We start from the raw sequence: 15,740 nt of genomic DNA on the forward strand, positions 1-15,740 counted from the left end.
CGAAGCCGCTGTTTCCGCCTAATTCAGGCTGCCGTAAAAAATACCGTGTGCGACGTAGTAGAAAGTGAAGAAGAGCAGAACAAAACCGAGATAGGTCATGCCCAATTCGAGCGCACTGACCGTCGGCGACGGAATCCGGTTCAACAGCGCCACGTTCACCCGCGTATTGCCATGGATCACCATCACGGCCAGAGACGCGATGATCATCGAATGCCCAACGGCGTCGATCTTGCCGAAATCGACGATGGCCGCGATGAAAATAACAAACAATGTCAAAGCAGCAAGTCGCTGACTGGTTTTGCCATAAAGCAAGAGAAACGCGGTGACGAATTCGACAAAGCCGGCTAATTGCATGTACAGCCCGTGCTCGATGCCGAGTGTGATGCGCTCATGCTGCCTGAGCAAGGGCAGCGTCCACGACGCGAAAGCCCATTTTTCGATCGAGGCCCACAGCAACGTCACAGCCATGGAAACATAGAGAATGGACAGCGCATAAGGGAGCAAGCGCTCGACCCTGAGCGAATGAATGATCAGATAAGCAGCGATGCCGAGAAAAAGCGGGTAGTCGAGGAGGTGGAACAGGCCGTAATTCGCCACCGCTATCGCGTAAAGAACGACGATGCCCAGTCCGGCGATCCAACTCGTCCGCCAACTCGCTGTCGACATGGCGAGGAACAGCTGGAACCAGGATATCGATTCGCTTGTGGTTGTCAGCTCCGGCGTCAGGATGATCCCGCCCTTCAGCCAGAGGCAGAGTAAAAACGCACCCAGCATGATCCGAATGACGTCTGGCAATCGCGGTTTCAGTGCCGCAACGCGTTCCTTCAGTGGATCGTCGCCGAAGGCACCCGCGATGACGCGGTCGCCGAGGCCGATCAGCATTATCAGAACGGTGCTGCCGGCCAGTAGCAGCAAGAAACTCGGCGAAAAGACATCCGGTAGGGGCGTAGGGTTGGCTGCCACATCGTAGGGTGCGAACCATTTGACATGCGCCTGCGCGCTCGAAGGTATCAGGACCGCGAGGGCCGCGCAGCCACTCAGAATTCGGCGCCATCCCTGCGCAGGCCAGTCAAGCCGCGAGGCCCTCCGTTCGATTTTGATCCTGGCGCGGCAAAGGCCGCGCGGTGAGCCCTGCGTCATCAGGTCTCATCCGCCGATCGTCTTGAGGGCGTCGTGCCCGGACCGCAGATCGCTGGATCGACCCACCCCGGAGCCACCCGACTGCGCTGGACCTCATCGGGCCACCAAGCGGCGATGTAGGACAGCAGTGTCACGATCTCGTCGTCTGACAGCACGCCGCCAAAGGCCGGCATGACGATCTGCCCGTCCTTGCCCCGGACACCTTGTGCAACGCGGCGGAACAGCTCGAGATCGGTGTGATTGAAGGCATGACCGGTTTCGTTGAGCGCAGGCGCGAGGGTGGGATCGGCGCGCCAGCCTGGCGCGCCGCCCAGAAAGGCGCCGTGGCACATCGCGCAATGGGCCCGATACAGGGCAAAACCCGCCTCCAATTGCGGATGACTGGCCTGAACGATCAGGCGGACCGGCGGGTCCTTGTGGCGCTGCGTCAGAATGATCCCGGCTGCGAGGACCAGTAAGATCATCCCCCCTAGTGACAACAGCCCGGCGGTCACGCGCGATGCATCCGCCCGCGCAGTGCCGAGATCGAAACCGGCTCCGACCTTTTGATCCGACAAACCCGCGCGGCCTTCTCAACCGTTTGAAGGGAACGACAGGGCCCTCGATCGGGACATCCCCACCGTGACGCCGCGAGCAAGCGCGACATGGGCTGGCCGTAGCAGGGCTGTTTAACCGTAATGTTGCAGCCGTCGCGGCGCGCACCCGCCGCGGCTTCCCGGAACCATCCGCCCTTGGGCCCGTCGGAGGGTTGTCATGCGCCTGTCGTAACGTTGTCCGTGACGTCCGCAGCAACGGCGCCATGCGGATTCGGGAGATGCGGGTCATGCCGAACGATGCCCAGGTCAGGTCGAAGCTCGTCCAGATCGGCCTTTACAGCGCTGCCCTGATCGCCGGACTGGTCGCCCTGACCTTCCTGCTTCCCTGGCTCATGGCGCTGCTGCAGCCGGCGCCAAAACCGCAACCCGTGATGGTGCAGAAGATCGTGGCGCCCCCGCCGCCCCCGGAGCCGCGGCTCAGCCAACTCGAGCGCATCCGTGCGGCCCTCGATGCCGAGATCAAGGCGGGCAGCGTCACGGTCGATCCGTTCGGCGGCTGGATCGCGATCAGGGTCGGCAATCTGATCACCTTCAATTCCGGCCAGGCTGCCGTCCTGCCGGGCTTCGTTCCGGTGGCGCGGCGCATCGCCGAAACCGTCGAAGGTGAGAAGGGCCCGATTCGGATCGTCGGGCACACCGACGACCAGGCCTTGGGCGGCGGCGGCCCTCATCGCGACAATCAAGCCCTGTCGTTGGCCCGCGCCGAGGCGGTCGCGGGTCTGTTGCGCGGCGCCCTGACGGACGGCGCACGGATTGCTACCGACGGGCGCGGGGCGTCCGAGCCGATCGCCGACAACGGCTCGGCGGAGGGCCGCGCCAGGAACCGGCGGATCGAGATCCTGGTGACGCGGGGGGATTAGCCGACGGGCGGATTGTGGGCGCCGTCGTCGTTAGACTGTCAACTCGGCGACCTAGCGTCGATCTCCCTGACGTCGAACCCGTTCCGCCGCCATGCCGACGATCATCAAGCCCAGGAAGCTCGGCATCTTGACGAAGGTCGAGCGGCGCGGCCCGCAGGCCAGCCTCATCGTGTCGGCTTTGGGGCTGTTCTCGCTGGCCGATCCAACGGATTTCGAGTTCGATACGGCGCTCTGGCCGATGGCGATCAGGGAAATGCCGCCCGGCGCGATCTTTGACATGGCGATGCCCAAGCCCTGCGGCGAAGTGCTGTTCGCCGGCCGGGCGATGGCGCCGCAGGGCGAGCCAGTGGGCGCGATGGCCGTCGATGTCGCCGTAGGGCCGATGCGCAAGCGGATCGCGGTCTTCGGCGACCGGGCCTGGCGCCCGGCCGCCGGTGGCGTGGTGTTCACCGAGCCCAAGCCGTTCGTGGAAATGCCGCTGGTACCTGAGCGCGCCTTCGGCGGGCCGGGGCATCCCGACAACGCCGCCGGACGCGGCTTCGAGGCGGAACGCCGCGTTGAGGCGGGCGAGATCGTGCTGCTGCCGAACGTCGAGGATGCCCGCAGGCTCATTCGCTTGGTTTCGGATCAGCCCCCGCCGGTCCGGCCGGGCCCCCTCGACCCGGCCCACCCGTCACGCAGGGCGCTTGCTGGTACTTACGACGATCAGTGGCTCAAACATGATTTTCCGGGCCTGGCCCGGGATGCCGACCCCCACTTGTTCTGCGTTGCAGCGGATGATCAGCGAATCCCGGGTTACTTCGCGGGCGACGAACCGTTCCGGGTCGCCGGTTTCCAGGCGCAACGGCCGGAGATCGCCAGCACCTTGCCGGGACTGCGCGTGCGCATCTTCGTCAGACAGACCGGTCAGCCCGACGGGCTGGTCGAACTGCCCAGTGTGATCGACACGGTCTGGCTGTTCCCCAGTGCCGGCAAGGGCGTGCTGGTCTATCGCGGCGCCTGTCCAGTGGCCGATGTCGAGGGCGACGACGCGACGCATGTGATGCTCGCCTATGAGCGGCTGTCCGACGCGCCGCGCCCCATGGCACATTATCTCGAGGTGTTCCGGCTGCGGACCGATCCGGAGCAGAGTTTCAAATACATCCTGGCCGACCGGCAATTGTCGCCGGAGCCCGACCCGTCGCTGCTGGCGGCACGCCTCGCCGCGCGCAAGGCGCACGCTGCGGCGCAGATGGAGAAGTCGCGGCGCGCGCAGGAACTGGTGGTCCGCGACGCACTCGCCAAGGCGGGTCTGCCGCCGCATTTCATGCCGGTCTTGCCTGAGCCCGAGCCCATGCCTTTCCTGATGCCGACTCCCGATGAGATCGAGAGCGGCGAGATCGACTTCGCCGAGCTGTTCGAAGGCATCGATACGCTCAACGCGAAAATGACAGCGATGGCCGATCAGGCCGCCGCCAGGGCGGGCGATCAGGTTCAGGCGGTCGCGCGTTTCCGCCAATCGGGCGACCTCAGCGAGATCGACACGCTGTTGGCGACGCTCAACCTGCCGGAGCCGGTGACTTTGGCCGATCAGGTCAGTCTTCCCGCCGATTTCGTCATGCCGTCCTCCACGCCCGATGACGAGCAGAGCCTGCGCGAGGCCTCAGGCCGATTCTTCGACCTGCCCGAATTCCGGCTGCTGGGCCCGGCTCATGGCGGCATCGAGCAGGCGCTCGGAGCGGTTGTCGATCCGCCGGTGTTAACCGAGCCCGCCCCCCCCGATGCGCCGCTCGACGAAACCCCGATGACCGGACTGCCGCCCCGGCCGCCGCCCCCGGAGAACCCGGCTGCGATGGCCAGGATCGCAACGGCCTTCCCCGGCCTCTCCGCTCCAGGCGCATCGCTCGACGCTCTTCTCGACGATCTGGCTGGCGACAAGGCATTGCCCGCGGCTGCCGCCGGCGAGCCCGATGCGCGCGCCTCCCTGACCCAGGCCAGCGCGCGGCTGGGCGACATCGAGCCCGACATCCGCGAAGGCATCGCCTCGATGCGTCAGCTGGCCCCCGAGCCGGTCTTTCCGGTTCAACCGCTCTCGCCCGAGGTGGCGGCACGCTTCGGCGCGGTCGTCATCACCGAAGCGCGAACGGCCTCACTGGCAGGCCGCGACATGGCCGGCGCCGCGCTCGCCGGCCAGAGCTTCGCCGGGCTCGACCTGACAGGCGCCTTCTTCGAGCGTTGCGATCTGCGCGGCGCGGATTTCACCGGCGCGCGCTGCGGCAAGGCGGTGTTTGCGGGCGCCGATCTGCGCGAGACGAATTTCTCCGGCGCTGTTCTGTCCGAGGCCAATCTCGGGAGTGCCGATGCGCGCGGGGCGAGGTTCGTGCGTGCCGATCTGACCAAGGCCCAGCTGCTCAAGATCAATCTTGCGGGCGCGGACCTCTCCGGCGCCCTGCTGGAGGACATCAATTTTATCGAGAGCGATCTCAGCGACGTCCGGCTGGTGGGCGCCCAGATGAAACAGGTCGTCGCGCTGCGGCTGTCGATGGCGCGCATCGATCTGAGCCAGGCCGTGCTCGACAGTTGCTCCTTCGTCGAGGTCGAGGCGCCCGGACTTGTCGCCCGCGGCATGCGCGCGTTCAAACTCTCCGCGGTGAAGGTCAATGCGCCGAGGGCCGATTTCAGTGGCGCGAGCCTGCAGCAATGCGGCTTCCACGCCGGCTGCGATCTCACGGCGGCGCGCTTCGACGACGCCTCGGGCATGAACGGCGCATTCCGGCAGGCGCGGTTGGCGGGCGCGAGCTTCATCGGGGCGAGCTTCAACCGGGTCGATTTCGGCGAAGCCGATCTGACCGGAGCCAGTCTGCGGCTGGGTTCGTTCAAGCAGTCGGTGCTGACCAAAGCCAAGCTGGCGCAGGCCGATCTTTTCGGCGCCAATCTGTTCAACGCCCAGGCTCGCCGAACCGACTTTTCGGGCGCGCGACTGCGCAGCGCCAATCTCTATGGCTGCGACCTGACCGACGCCGTCATGCCCGGCGCCGACCTGTCGCGCTCCAATCTCGACAAGACGATCTTCGGAGTGGCAACCGATGCGGCTTGACGATCTCATCGAGCGGATCGCGCTGGACCTGCCGATCGAGGGCGCGCCCCTCGCCGGATGCGATCTGGCCGGGGTGTCGCTGGAGGGCGGCATGCTGGTCAATTGCGACTTCGGCGGCGCGCGCTTCCGCGGCGCGACCCTCCGGAAGCTGCAATTCGCCCAATGTAACTTGGCAGAGACGGACTTCACGGAGGCGATGCTCGACGGTTGCCAGTTCGTCTCGTCAGCGCTGCCGAGAGCGCGCTTCGGGCGGGCTCGGTTGAACGGCGTCCAGCTCGGGCGCTGCAACCTGCAGCAGGCCGATTTCGGTGAGGCGGTAATGGAGACATGCGCCTTCGCCGATGTCGATCTGTCCGATGCCCGCCTGACCGGGGCCAGATTGGCGACCACAGCGATCGTCGAAAGCGTCGTCACCCGGATCGATCTGACACGGGCAGTGTTGCGCGGCTTCACCATGACCAAGGGCGATCTGCGCGAGGCCGGCCTCGACGGACTGGACGTCGACACGATGGTCATCATGGACGCGGATCTGTCGGGGCGCGATCTGCGGGCGCTGCGGCTGGCGCGCGCCAATCTGATGAAGGCGAAACTGGCCGGCTGCAATCTGTCGGGCGTGGATCTCTCCCAGGGCCTCTTCATGGAGGCCGATCTGCGCCAGGCCGATCTGTCGGGCTGCAACCTGACGATGGCGCTGATGATCGGGGCCGATCTCACCGGCGCCAATCTCGAAGGTGCCGATCTCACTTCGGCCAATCTGAGCGGCGCGAAAACGCGGGGCGCCAATCTGAACCGTGCCATCCTGACCAATGCGATTGTCGAGCAGGCCGATTGCACGGCGGCGCGTTTCGAGCGGGCGCGGCTGGATTTCGCCCAGTTCAGCTATGCCACGCTGGACGCCGCCTCGTTCACGAACGCCCGCTTCCACCGGACCAGCCTGCACGGCGCCACGACCGACGGCACCCTCTTCACCCATGCCAGCGGCTCGACCCTGCCGACCGACCCGGCCCGCGCCGTGGCCGATCTCTATGAACCGCGCCGCGTCGCGCGCCGCGCTTGAGAGGCAAAACCATGCCCTTCGTCAACTCTTCCGGCCCGATCCCGGCTCCCGATTTCTCCTTTCCCGATGTCTGCACGACGCCGGTCGGGCCGGTTCCCGTACCGATTCCCTATCCCAACATTGCGCTCGCACCGACGGCGATCCCGACGCAGTTCACCACCTTTCTGACCTGCATGCCGGCCCACAACCTGCTGACGACGAAGCCGATGAGCCTGGGTGACCAGCCAGGTGTGCTGCTCGGCGTCGCCTCGGGTTTCGTCATGGGGCCGGTAAAGCACATGATGGGGTCGGTCACGATGTTTCTCGGCGGCCCCCCGGCGACCAAAATGCTGAACCCGACCTCGCAGAACGGCATGAGCCCGAACATCGTCGGGCTGACGCTGGCGCCGACCCAGGTGACGACCATCTGCCTGTCCTGACGTTCGGCCGGGATCGAATTTTGGCGCGGGCCCGAACCCGCAGGCTGTTTGGGGAGACGAAGCGATGAGCCTGATGAGCCAGAACGCTGCGCGATCCGAGGTCGCCCCGTGGTCGGGTACTGCTCCTGCGATGCGCGCGGCCACGGTGATGTCGGCCGGCGAAGACGGGATGCGGGTCGCGATCGACGGCAGACAGGTCCGCGCGTCATGCGCCGTCTCCTGCCCTGCCGAGCCCTTCGCCGGCGACGAGGTCCTCGTCTGGGCGGGGGAGGACGCTTGCCATATCCTCGCCATCCTGCGACGGGCCGGGCCCGCCGACGACGGCCAGACACGCCCCTGCGAGACCGGTCCGGAGGAGGTCGCGCCTGAGCCTGCCTTCGCCGGCCCGTTCACCGGCCTGCCGTCGGTCATGGCCGACGGCAACCTGCCCTATCAACCGCATTTCGACTCGCAGAGCGACGGAGAGGCCGCGGCGGGCCGACCCTGGACCCGTTTCGACGTGCCGCTGACGCCGAACGCCTTCGGCAGCGGCACCTATTTCCGGATGGGCGCCTATGTCGACGGCCAGGAAGGGGTGATGATGCCGCCACTCCAGCTGTCGAAGAGCACGGCCACCACCACGACGAAGACGGCGCCGACACCTGATTTCGCGGCGGCGCTCCTCAGCGGCAAGAACGCCTACAACGCGGCAGCCGAAACGGCCAACGCGGCGACGGCGACGAGCGCATCGACGACAGGTACGGCATCGGGCGACGCCAAGCAGGGCTATCTCAAGCGCGGCGACAGCTTCGTCAAGAACAAGGTCGGACAGATGGAGTTGCAGACCATCGCGACCACGGCGGTGACGACCACCTCGTCCGGCGACGGTTTCCTGGCTAAGACCGACGCCGACGTCAACCTGTCCATCGACGGCGGCATGCTGGTCGATATCGTCAAGGGCCAGACCACCAATGTCGCCGACGGCGACATCAAGTTCACCGCCCCGGCCGGTCTCTTCGCGGTCAGTGCGCTTTCTGGCATCTCGCTCACCGCCGGCACGGCCTCGTCTCCGGCCAACATCTCGCTGCTGGCCTATGGCTATGTGAAGAACGAGGCCAAGGGCCCGGTGTCGGAGTGGTTCTACTCGACGTCCGAAAAGAAGACATATGGTTTCGCCAAGGATTGGTTCTATGGTGAAAAGTATTCAGAATTCCATGGAACGAGCACTTCGAAATTTTACGGCGACGAGAACAAGACCTTCGAGGGAACCGCGACGAGTTTCTTTTATGGCGATCAGATTACGACCAATCATGCCAGACGCATCAGCATGACGATGGCCGCGACGCTGACGCTCGCGCTCGGCACTGAATTCCGCCTGAACGCCGCCATCGATCTCAAAATCAATCTCGCGCTCGATATGAATATCATTATAGGCATAGCTTTCAAGATGGTCGTTGGCTTTGACACAAAGGTTGTTCTCGGATCCGACTTCAAATACGTAAGTGGACTTGATATCAAGTGGGTCGGCATTGACGGTAAAAAGTTCAATTTCGAAATCAAGCAAGGTGATGTTGACGCCTATCTGGGCAATTTGATCTTGCGAACCGGCGCAACAGATATCGGCGGCAAGCAAGTAGAACTCAAGACGGGATTTTTCTTCCGGTCATGATAGGCGCAAAGATGTCTACCCATCCAGTCAGCACGCGGGCGAACGGTGCCGTTGCGAACATCGACTGCGCGCTCCCGGTGTCGCTGCATGGCGGCCTGCTGCGCGGTCTCGTTCGCTCAAGCAGCGGATCGAGGTTTGAGGTCGCGGCCGACGATGTCAGTCTCGTTGCCGTTAGGGCGGTTTCATGTCTCGTCGAGCCGATGGCAGGTGACGAGGTCCTGGTGTTTCCGGCTGCGGGAACCGGATTCGTCCTCGCCGTTCTGACGCGCAAAGGGGTCGGTGATGCGACGCTCTCCTTGCCCGATGCTGCCGGCTCCCTTACGATTCATGCGCCGTCGGTCCGGCTCGAAGCCTCGACGCGGCTCGATCTCGACGCGCCCGAGATGGCGGTCACGACGCGGCGGCTCCATATCGTCACCGACGTGCTGACCCAGATCGCGCGCCTCGCCTCGGTGATCGGGGAGACGCTGACCACCGCGGTCGGCCGGCAATCCACCATCGCGCGCCAGCTCGACGTCAAGACCCAGGACCGCAACACAACGGTCAGCGGCCTCGACAATGAGCGCGTCGGCACCCGGGTCACGCAGTCCGAGCTGTCGACGGCGAGCGCGGCGATCGTCACCGTCCATGCGCGCGACGATATCCGCCTCGACGCCAAGCGGGTGACGATCGGATGAGCGCCGGGCTCGCCGGCGTCGGCCCGGGCGAGCGGGTCCGCGCAGCCTGCCGCCTCGTCACCCAGTCCAGACTCGATGACGCCGACCTGCTGCTGCGGGAAGCGCTGTCGCGTCAGCCACAGGACCCCTGGGCGCTGAATGCGCTCGGCGGCATCGCGCTGCTGCGCCAGGACCTGGAGGCGGCGCGGCGCCTGATCGGCGCGGCCGCCACGATCCGGCCCGACGAGCCCGAGATCCTCGCCAATCTCGCCGGCCTGCACAGCCAGGGCGGAGCGGCGGACGAAGCCCTGATCTGCCTGGAGCGGGCCGTGACGCTGGCGCCCGGCCATGCCGGCATCCGTCGCCAGCACGCCGAACTCCTGCTGTCGCTGTCGCGGGTGGCGGAGGCCGCCGACGAGGCGCAGCGCAGCCTCGAGCTCGATCCGGACTCCGTCGGCACCTGGGTGACGCGCGGCCTGGTCGCGATCGCGCAGAGCGATCCACCCCTCGCGATCGCCTGCTTCCGAGAGGCGACGCAACTCGACGAGGCTTGCGTCGCGGCCTGGCACAATCTCGCCGAACTGCACGCGCGCGGGCGCGACACGGCGGAGGCGCTGCGCTGCGCCGAGCGGGCCTATCTGGCCGCGCCCGGTTCGCCGGTCCAACTCGTCGCTTTCGCGCGGCAGCTGGCCGAAGCCGATCCCGAGCGCGCGCAGGGTCTGGTCCGGCGGGCGCTCGCATTGGCGCCCGCCGATCTGCAGGCGATCGAACTCGCCGCGCGGCTCGATCTCCTGCGCGGGGCCGATCGCAAGGCCTTCGCCGATCTCGCCGCCTGTGTGCGCCAGAGCGGCAAGGACCCGGCCGCGCTTCTGGCGCTGGCACGCGTTCTCGGTGTCGCCGGCCGCTTCGCCCAGGCGCTGCAGAGCATCGAAGAGGCGCTGGCGCAGGTGCCGGATTCGAGCGAAGCGCGGGCGCTGCGCAAGGAGTGCCTGCTCTCGCTCGGGCGGTTCGATGCGGTCGCGGACGGCGCCGAGACCCTGCCGCGCGACATCGCGGGGGTCGTCATTCCCGCCACCATGCCAATTTGCGAAATCATTCTGGCAGCGCGATTTCTGCCGCGTCTGGCGGAGGGCCGCGCGGCGGCGCTCCCGGTCACCGCACATCCCCAGATCGCGCCCCTGCTCGACGGTCTTCCCCAGATCAGCCTCACCGGCGAGAAGCTCGAAGGCGCGGCCAATGCCCTGCTCATGCCGGAGATCATGGCGCATCTGCGCGTCGAGGGCATCACGGACGGGGCGGCAGTGCCCTATCTCGCGCCCGATGCCGGGCGGGCCGAGGCCTGGCGCCGGGCGCTGGCGGCCTTGCCGGGTCCGCGCATCGGCATCCTCTGGCATCCGGGCCGGCAGGGCATCGGCCTGTCCTGCCTCGTCGAGGCGGCCCGCGCGCTCGGCACGCCGCTCAGCCTCGCTGTCGGCGAGTTGCGGGAGGAACTGGAGGCCTATCCCGACGTGATCGACGCTGGCGCCGCCATCGCGGAGCCGCAGGATCTGCTGGCCGCGGTCGCGACGCTCGACATCGTGATCGCTCCCGACAGCCTGGCGGCGCATCTGGCCGGTGCACTCGGCCGCCCGGCGCTCGTCTTCGTGCCGGCGGGGCGGCACTGGGCCTGGGCGGAGCGGGAGGGGCGCGGGATCTGGTATCCGTCGGTCGATGTCCTGACCCAAGCGAAACCGGGCGATTGGAGCGATGTTCAGGCCCGTCTGCCAATCAGTCTGGTGGCCCGTCTGGCCGAACTGGCGTCCGACGGGCACCCATGACCAGGCCGCCCGGCCCCGGTCCCCAGCGCGTGATCTATGACGCGGTCTATACGTTCGATCCCCCGGTCGACGCCATGGCGCTGCAGATGCGCCTCAGACCGATCCCTCGCCCCGGTCAGAGCGCCCGCGGCATCCGCCTCGCGACCGTGCCCGATTGTGAGGCCCGTCGCACGGACACCGATGCCTGGGGCGTGGTCGTCGAAACGGCCTCGTTTCCAGAGCCGCTCCGGCGACTGCGGGTCAATGCCGACTGGACTGTCGACACGCGCGCGGATGCCCCGCTGCCGTCCATAGCGCCAGGTCGCGGCGACCTGGTCGATGATGCCGGCCGCACGGCGCCACGGCGCGACCCGGCGACTGCGGAAGCCGATGCCATGGCCCGTGCAGTCGCATCCGGCTGGACTTATGATCTGCGACCGCCAGCTGCGGTTCGTCCGCTCGCGACGCTGGTCGAGGAGCGGCGCGGGGGCTGCGAGGATCTGGCCCGGCTGTGTGCGGACGTCTTGCGCCGCCAGGGTGTCCCGGTGCGTTTCGTCGTCGGGTATCTCGGAGCCCGGGTGACGCCGGCGGCCCGACGCCACCGGCGCCATGCCTGGCTCGCCATCTGGACCAGCGACCGCGGCTGGTGCGAGATCGATCCGCTCAATGACGATAGGGACGTCCCGCTCCTCGCCACTGCCTGGGGTCCGGCCTTGCCGGCCCTGCAGCCGGTCACGGGGCATTTCGCGACCGGCCGCGTGACGGGCCTGTCCGTCGAAATCCAGGTCCTGCCAGCGCACATCTGACGCGGAAGGGCGCGCCCTCGCGTCAGTAGCGGTCCGGCACATAGAGTTCCGGCGGGACGGGATGGCGCTGGTAGTCGGGATGGCGGACGCGGTCCGGCAGGGAGATCTCCTGCTTCGGGACGTCCTCATAGGGGATCTGGCTGAGCAGATGGGCGATGCAGTTGAGCCGCGCCTTCTTCTTGTCGACGGCCTCGACCACCCACCAGGGTGCGTAGTCGGTATGGGTGCGGTCGAACATCTCCTCCTTGGCGCGGGTGTAGTCCTCCCAGTGGACGCGGCTTTCCATGTCCATGGGAGAGAGCTTCCACTGTTTGAGCGGGTCGGCGATGCGCATCTGGAAGCGGAATTCCTGTTCCTCGTCGGTGATCGAGAACCAGTACTTGATCAGGATGACGCCGGAGCGGACGAGCATGTGCTCGAATTCCGGGACGGACCGGAAGAACTCCTCGAGTTCGTGGGGCGTGCAGAAACCCATGACCCGCTCGACGCCGGCGCGATTGTACCAGCTGCGGTCGAACAGCACCATTTCGCCGGCGGTCGGCAGATGCGGGACGTAGCGCTGGAAATACCATTGATGCTTTTCGCGCTCTGTCGGCGCAGGGAGCGCCACGACGCGGCAGACCCGCGGATTGAGCCGCTGCGTCACGCGCTTGATCGCCCCGCCCTTGCCGGCAGAGTCACGCCCCTCGAACAGCACGACCACTTTGAGCTTCTTGTACTGGATCCAGTCCTGCAGCCGCACCAGCTCGTGCTGCAGCCGGAACAACTCCCGGAAATAGACCTTTCGGTCCAGCGTCGACCCCGCCGGCCCCATGCCCTCGGCGACCAGCTCATCGATGCGGTCTTCCTCGAGCTGCATCTCGAGTTCTTCATCGAAGCTGTCGGCGATCTCCGCTTTGATGCGGTCGAGATCAGTGCTCATGGCAGGGGCCCTGTGCTGGGTCGTAAAGGACATGGTTTCCAGGCGCGAGGTGTCGCGGGCCGGATATAACGACAGGCTGGCCCGAGCGATGCTGTCCCGTGGCTCTGCAGCAGCGTTGCGGTGCCGGGTACGCATACGAGGAGGGCCGCATGACGGAAGCCTTCGCGCGAGGGCCACGGGGGCTATGATGGCGGCACGTGAAGTTCAGGCGGCCTTCTGATCTGCGGGCTTTTCGGCTTCGCGCAGGAGGCGCCACTGCCACGGCAGCAGTTCGTGCAGACATGAGACGGGCAGATCGGCGATGCGCGCCAGGACGTCGGCGAGCCAGGCTTTCGGATCGACGTCGTTGAGGCGAGCCGTGGCGATGAGCGTGAGCATGACGGCGGCGCGGTCGGCGCCGCGCTGGCTGCCGGCGAAGGTCCAGTTGCGCCGCCCCAGAGCGATGCCTCGTAGCGCTCTTTCGGCCGCGTTGTTGCTGAGGCAGATCCTGCCGTCGTCGAGGAAGCGGGCGAAGTCGGCCCAGCGCTTGAGCATGTAGTTGATCGGCTTCAGGACCTCGGCGGAGCGCGAGAGTGTCTCTCGCTCATGCAGCAGCCAGGCATGCATCTCGTCGAGAAGCGGCTTGCTCTTCTCCTGCCGCACTGCCCGCCGCTCCTCGGCACTGCGCCCGTTGATCGCGCGCTCGATCTCGAACAGCGCGTCGAGGCGTTTCACCGCCGCCAGGGCGACCGGGGAGACCGGCTTTCCCTTCACGCCATCGCGGGCCTTTTTCGCGATGTCGGCCAGCTCGAAGAAGCCGCGCCGGGCATGGGCGAAGCAAAAGGCCGGCGTGATCGGCTGTTCCTTCCGCTGCGGGTCGAACAGCGGCTCGAAGCCATTGTAACAGTCGCACTGAAGGATGCCGGCGAACCCGGCCAGATGCTTTTGAGGGTGCTCGCCGCGGCGATCGCTTGAGGCGTAATACACCGCCGCCGGCGGCGCAGGTCCGGCGAAGGGGCCATCATCGCGGACATAAGTCCAGATCCGCCCGGTCGCGCATTTGCCCTTCGCCAGGATCGGGACCGTCGTGTCGTCGCCATGAAGGCGCTCGGCCGCCAGCACATGGGCCTCGATCAGATCGAAGACCGGCTTCAGGGCGAAGGTGCCGTGGCCGACCTGGTCGGCCAGCGTCGACAGCGGCAGGTCGATCCCCTCGGCCTTGAAGCGCGTGCTCTGACGGTTGAGCGGAGCGTGCATGCCGAACTTGTCGAAGAGGATCGTCGCCAGCAGTTGCGGGCCGATGAAGCCGCGCGGCGTCGCATGGAACGGCGCCGGCGGCTGGCTGACCTTCCCGCAATCCCGGCAGCTGAACTTCTCGCGCACCGTCTCGATCAGTTTGAAGCGGCGCGGGATTTCTTCCAGCGTCTGCGTCACGTCCTCGCCCAGCTTCGACAGCCGCGATCCCCCGCAGCAGGCGCAGGCAGAGGGTGGATCGATGATGATCCGCTCGCGCTCGATGTCCTCGGGCCAAGGTTTGCGCACCGGCCGCTTGCGCGTGAAGGCGCGCACGGTCCCGCTCTTCGTCGCCGCGGCGGCGGCGATAAGCTCGTCCTCGCTCGCCGCGGTCACGAGTTCGTCGAGCTGAAGCTCCATCTGCTCGATCAGCCGTGCCGTGCGTTCGGAACGCTGGCCGTATTTCTCGCGCTTCAGCTTCTCGATCATCAGCTGCAGATGCGCGATCAACGCCTCGGTGTCCGAGAGTTTCGCCTGCGCGCTGGCGGCCACCGCCTCGGCCTGCAACCGCGCCTCGCGTTCGGCCCGCAGCGCCGCCAAGGCACTCGCGAGGTCCGAAGGAAGATCGTCCGGCTTCACCATCACGAAGCCAGTGAATCAGATTTAGCCTGCGATTTCAAAGGCAAATCCTAGCCGACCCGCGTCGGACGCCAAGTTTCCTGGGGGCTACGCCAATCGATTCCCGACAAAAGATAGCCGAGCTGAGCCGTAGAGATCGTCACTGCCCCATCCGCCGGACTCGGCCACAAAAAGCGTCCCCGCTCCAGCCGTTTGGTGAACAGGCAGGCCCCTTGGCCATCATGCCAGATCACCTTCAAAAGATCGCCGCGGCGCCCTCGGAAACAGAACAGATGCCCGCTCAGCGGATCACGGCTAAGCACTTCCTGAACCTGCAGCGACAGGCCCGGAAAGCCACGGCGCATGTCGGTGTAACCCGTCGCAAGCCAGACCCTCACCCCCGGCGGGACCGGGATCATCGCAGCGTCTCCAGGCCGCGTATGATACGAAGCAGCGTATCAACATCAACCCTTCCGTCGACGACGACACGCCGCCCGTTCGACGTCACGATCTCGATCCGGCTGCCATCCACCGGCAGCGGGCTGGTCGTCGCCGTCACCTCCGGCACGATCACAGCCGGAATGAACCCAGCGCTTGAAGCGGGACCAAGCCGACCGGCACGTGCGGCATCGCGCCAATCGTTCAACTGCGAGCGCGTGATCGCGTACTTGCGCGCCGTCGCCGAGCCCAGTCGCCGACCCGAATAGCTCTCCTCAACGATCCGCAGTTTCGCTTCATCGCTGAAGCGCCGCCGACCGCCCCGCTCAACGATCTCAAGCCGACTGATCGGTGTGCCTGTATAGACGTCCATACAGACACATTCTCACCCCCAAGCATCAATCCTCAAGACGGCCGAGCTCGTAGGGGTACGGTGCCGGCCGTGACGGCGGCCTTTCGGCCGGGCTGCGGGATTTCATCGCGAGGGTTCCTCGAG

At 66.5% G+C, this 15,740-nt stretch carries 14 protein-coding genes; 8 read left to right on the forward strand and 6 right to left on the reverse strand.

All coding sequences use genetic code 11. The features are described 5' to 3' along the window. Positions 1–18 precede the first annotated feature (18 nt). Together SJY11_RS22190 and SJY11_RS22195 are read right to left on the reverse strand one after the other, a co-directional pair. A complete protein-coding gene (locus SJY11_RS22190; RefSeq protein ID WP_376988904.1) occupies positions 19–1,140 on the reverse strand; it encodes a hypothetical protein in 1,122 nt (373 codons plus the stop codon). Next, positions 1,140–1,697, reverse strand: coding sequence for a c-type cytochrome (locus tag SJY11_RS22195; protein WP_376988905.1), 558 nt, complete (start codon positions 1,695–1,697; stop codon positions 1,140–1,142). The genes SJY11_RS22190 and SJY11_RS22195 overlap by 1 nt, the downstream gene beginning before the upstream one ends. A 266-nt stretch (positions 1,698–1,963) precedes the next feature. On the opposite strand from SJY11_RS22195, the gene SJY11_RS22200 reads away from it, so the two are divergent. From SJY11_RS22200 to SJY11_RS22235, 8 genes are all read left to right on the forward strand, one after another. Further along, positions 1,964–2,596, forward strand: coding sequence for an OmpA family protein (locus SJY11_RS22200; protein ID WP_376988906.1), 633 nt, complete (start codon positions 1,964–1,966; stop codon positions 2,594–2,596). 91 nt (positions 2,597–2,687) lie between these two features. Continuing rightward, on the forward strand, positions 2,688–5,672 hold the full coding sequence (locus SJY11_RS22205; RefSeq protein ID WP_376988907.1) for a DUF2169 family type VI secretion system accessory protein: 2,985 nt from the start codon (positions 2,688–2,690) through the stop codon (positions 5,670–5,672). Beyond that, positions 5,662–6,729, forward strand: coding sequence for a pentapeptide repeat-containing protein (locus tag SJY11_RS22210; protein ID WP_376988908.1), 1,068 nt, complete (start codon positions 5,662–5,664; stop codon positions 6,727–6,729). The genes SJY11_RS22205 and SJY11_RS22210 overlap by 11 nt, the downstream gene beginning before the upstream one ends. An 11-nt stretch (positions 6,730–6,740) precedes the next feature. Then, positions 6,741–7,148: a DUF4150 domain-containing protein gene (locus SJY11_RS22215; RefSeq protein ID WP_376988909.1), complete on the forward strand. Its 408-nt coding sequence runs from the start codon at positions 6,741–6,743 to the stop codon at positions 7,146–7,148. A 64-nt stretch (positions 7,149–7,212) separates the two neighbouring features. After that, complete coding sequence (locus SJY11_RS22220) at positions 7,213–8,796, forward strand: DUF3540 domain-containing protein (RefSeq protein ID WP_376988910.1); 1,584 nt, start codon at positions 7,213–7,215, stop codon at positions 8,794–8,796. Between the two features lie 11 nt (positions 8,797–8,807). After that, positions 8,808–9,473, forward strand: a complete 666-nt coding sequence (locus SJY11_RS22225; RefSeq protein ID WP_376988911.1) for a DUF3540 domain-containing protein — start codon at positions 8,808–8,810, stop codon at positions 9,471–9,473. Beyond that, on the forward strand, positions 9,470–11,269 hold the full coding sequence (locus SJY11_RS22230; RefSeq protein ID WP_376988912.1) for a tetratricopeptide repeat protein: 1,800 nt from the start codon (positions 9,470–9,472) through the stop codon (positions 11,267–11,269). Before SJY11_RS22225 ends, SJY11_RS22230 begins: the two co-directional genes overlap by 4 nt. A gap of 29 nt (positions 11,270–11,298) precedes the next feature. Then, positions 11,299–12,054, forward strand: coding sequence for a transglutaminase-like domain-containing protein (locus tag SJY11_RS22235; RefSeq protein WP_376988913.1), 756 nt, complete (start codon positions 11,299–11,301; stop codon positions 12,052–12,054). Between the two features lie 22 nt (positions 12,055–12,076). Here the strand turns inward: SJY11_RS22235 and ppk2 are convergent, their stop codons facing one another. The 4 genes from ppk2 to tnpA all read right to left on the reverse strand — a co-directional run bounded on the left by ppk2 (position 12,077) and on the right by tnpA (position 15,617). Next, a complete protein-coding gene (gene ppk2, locus SJY11_RS22240) occupies positions 12,077–12,976 on the reverse strand; it encodes a polyphosphate kinase 2 (protein WP_376988914.1) in 900 nt (299 codons plus the stop codon). 204 nt (positions 12,977–13,180) lie between these two features. Beyond that, the gene (tnpC, locus tag SJY11_RS22245) at positions 13,181–14,830 is read right to left on the reverse strand and encodes an IS66 family transposase (RefSeq protein WP_376986770.1); all 1,650 of its coding nucleotides are present in this window, start codon (positions 14,828–14,830) and stop codon (positions 13,181–13,183) included. 47 nt (positions 14,831–14,877) lie between these two features. Beyond that, entirely contained in the window at positions 14,878–15,225 is a 348-nt protein-coding gene (gene tnpB, locus SJY11_RS22250; protein WP_376986771.1) for an IS66 family insertion sequence element accessory protein TnpB, read from the reverse strand. Beyond that, positions 15,222–15,617: an IS66-like element accessory protein TnpA gene (gene tnpA / locus SJY11_RS22255; RefSeq protein WP_376986773.1), complete on the reverse strand. Its 396-nt coding sequence runs from the start codon at positions 15,615–15,617 to the stop codon at positions 15,222–15,224. The genes tnpB and tnpA overlap by 4 nt, the downstream gene beginning before the upstream one ends. Positions 15,618–15,740 lie beyond the last annotated feature (123 nt).

The organism is Allobosea sp. R86505 (assembly GCF_042466375.1).
GTDB lineage: Bacteria > Pseudomonadota > Alphaproteobacteria > Rhizobiales > Beijerinckiaceae > Allobosea.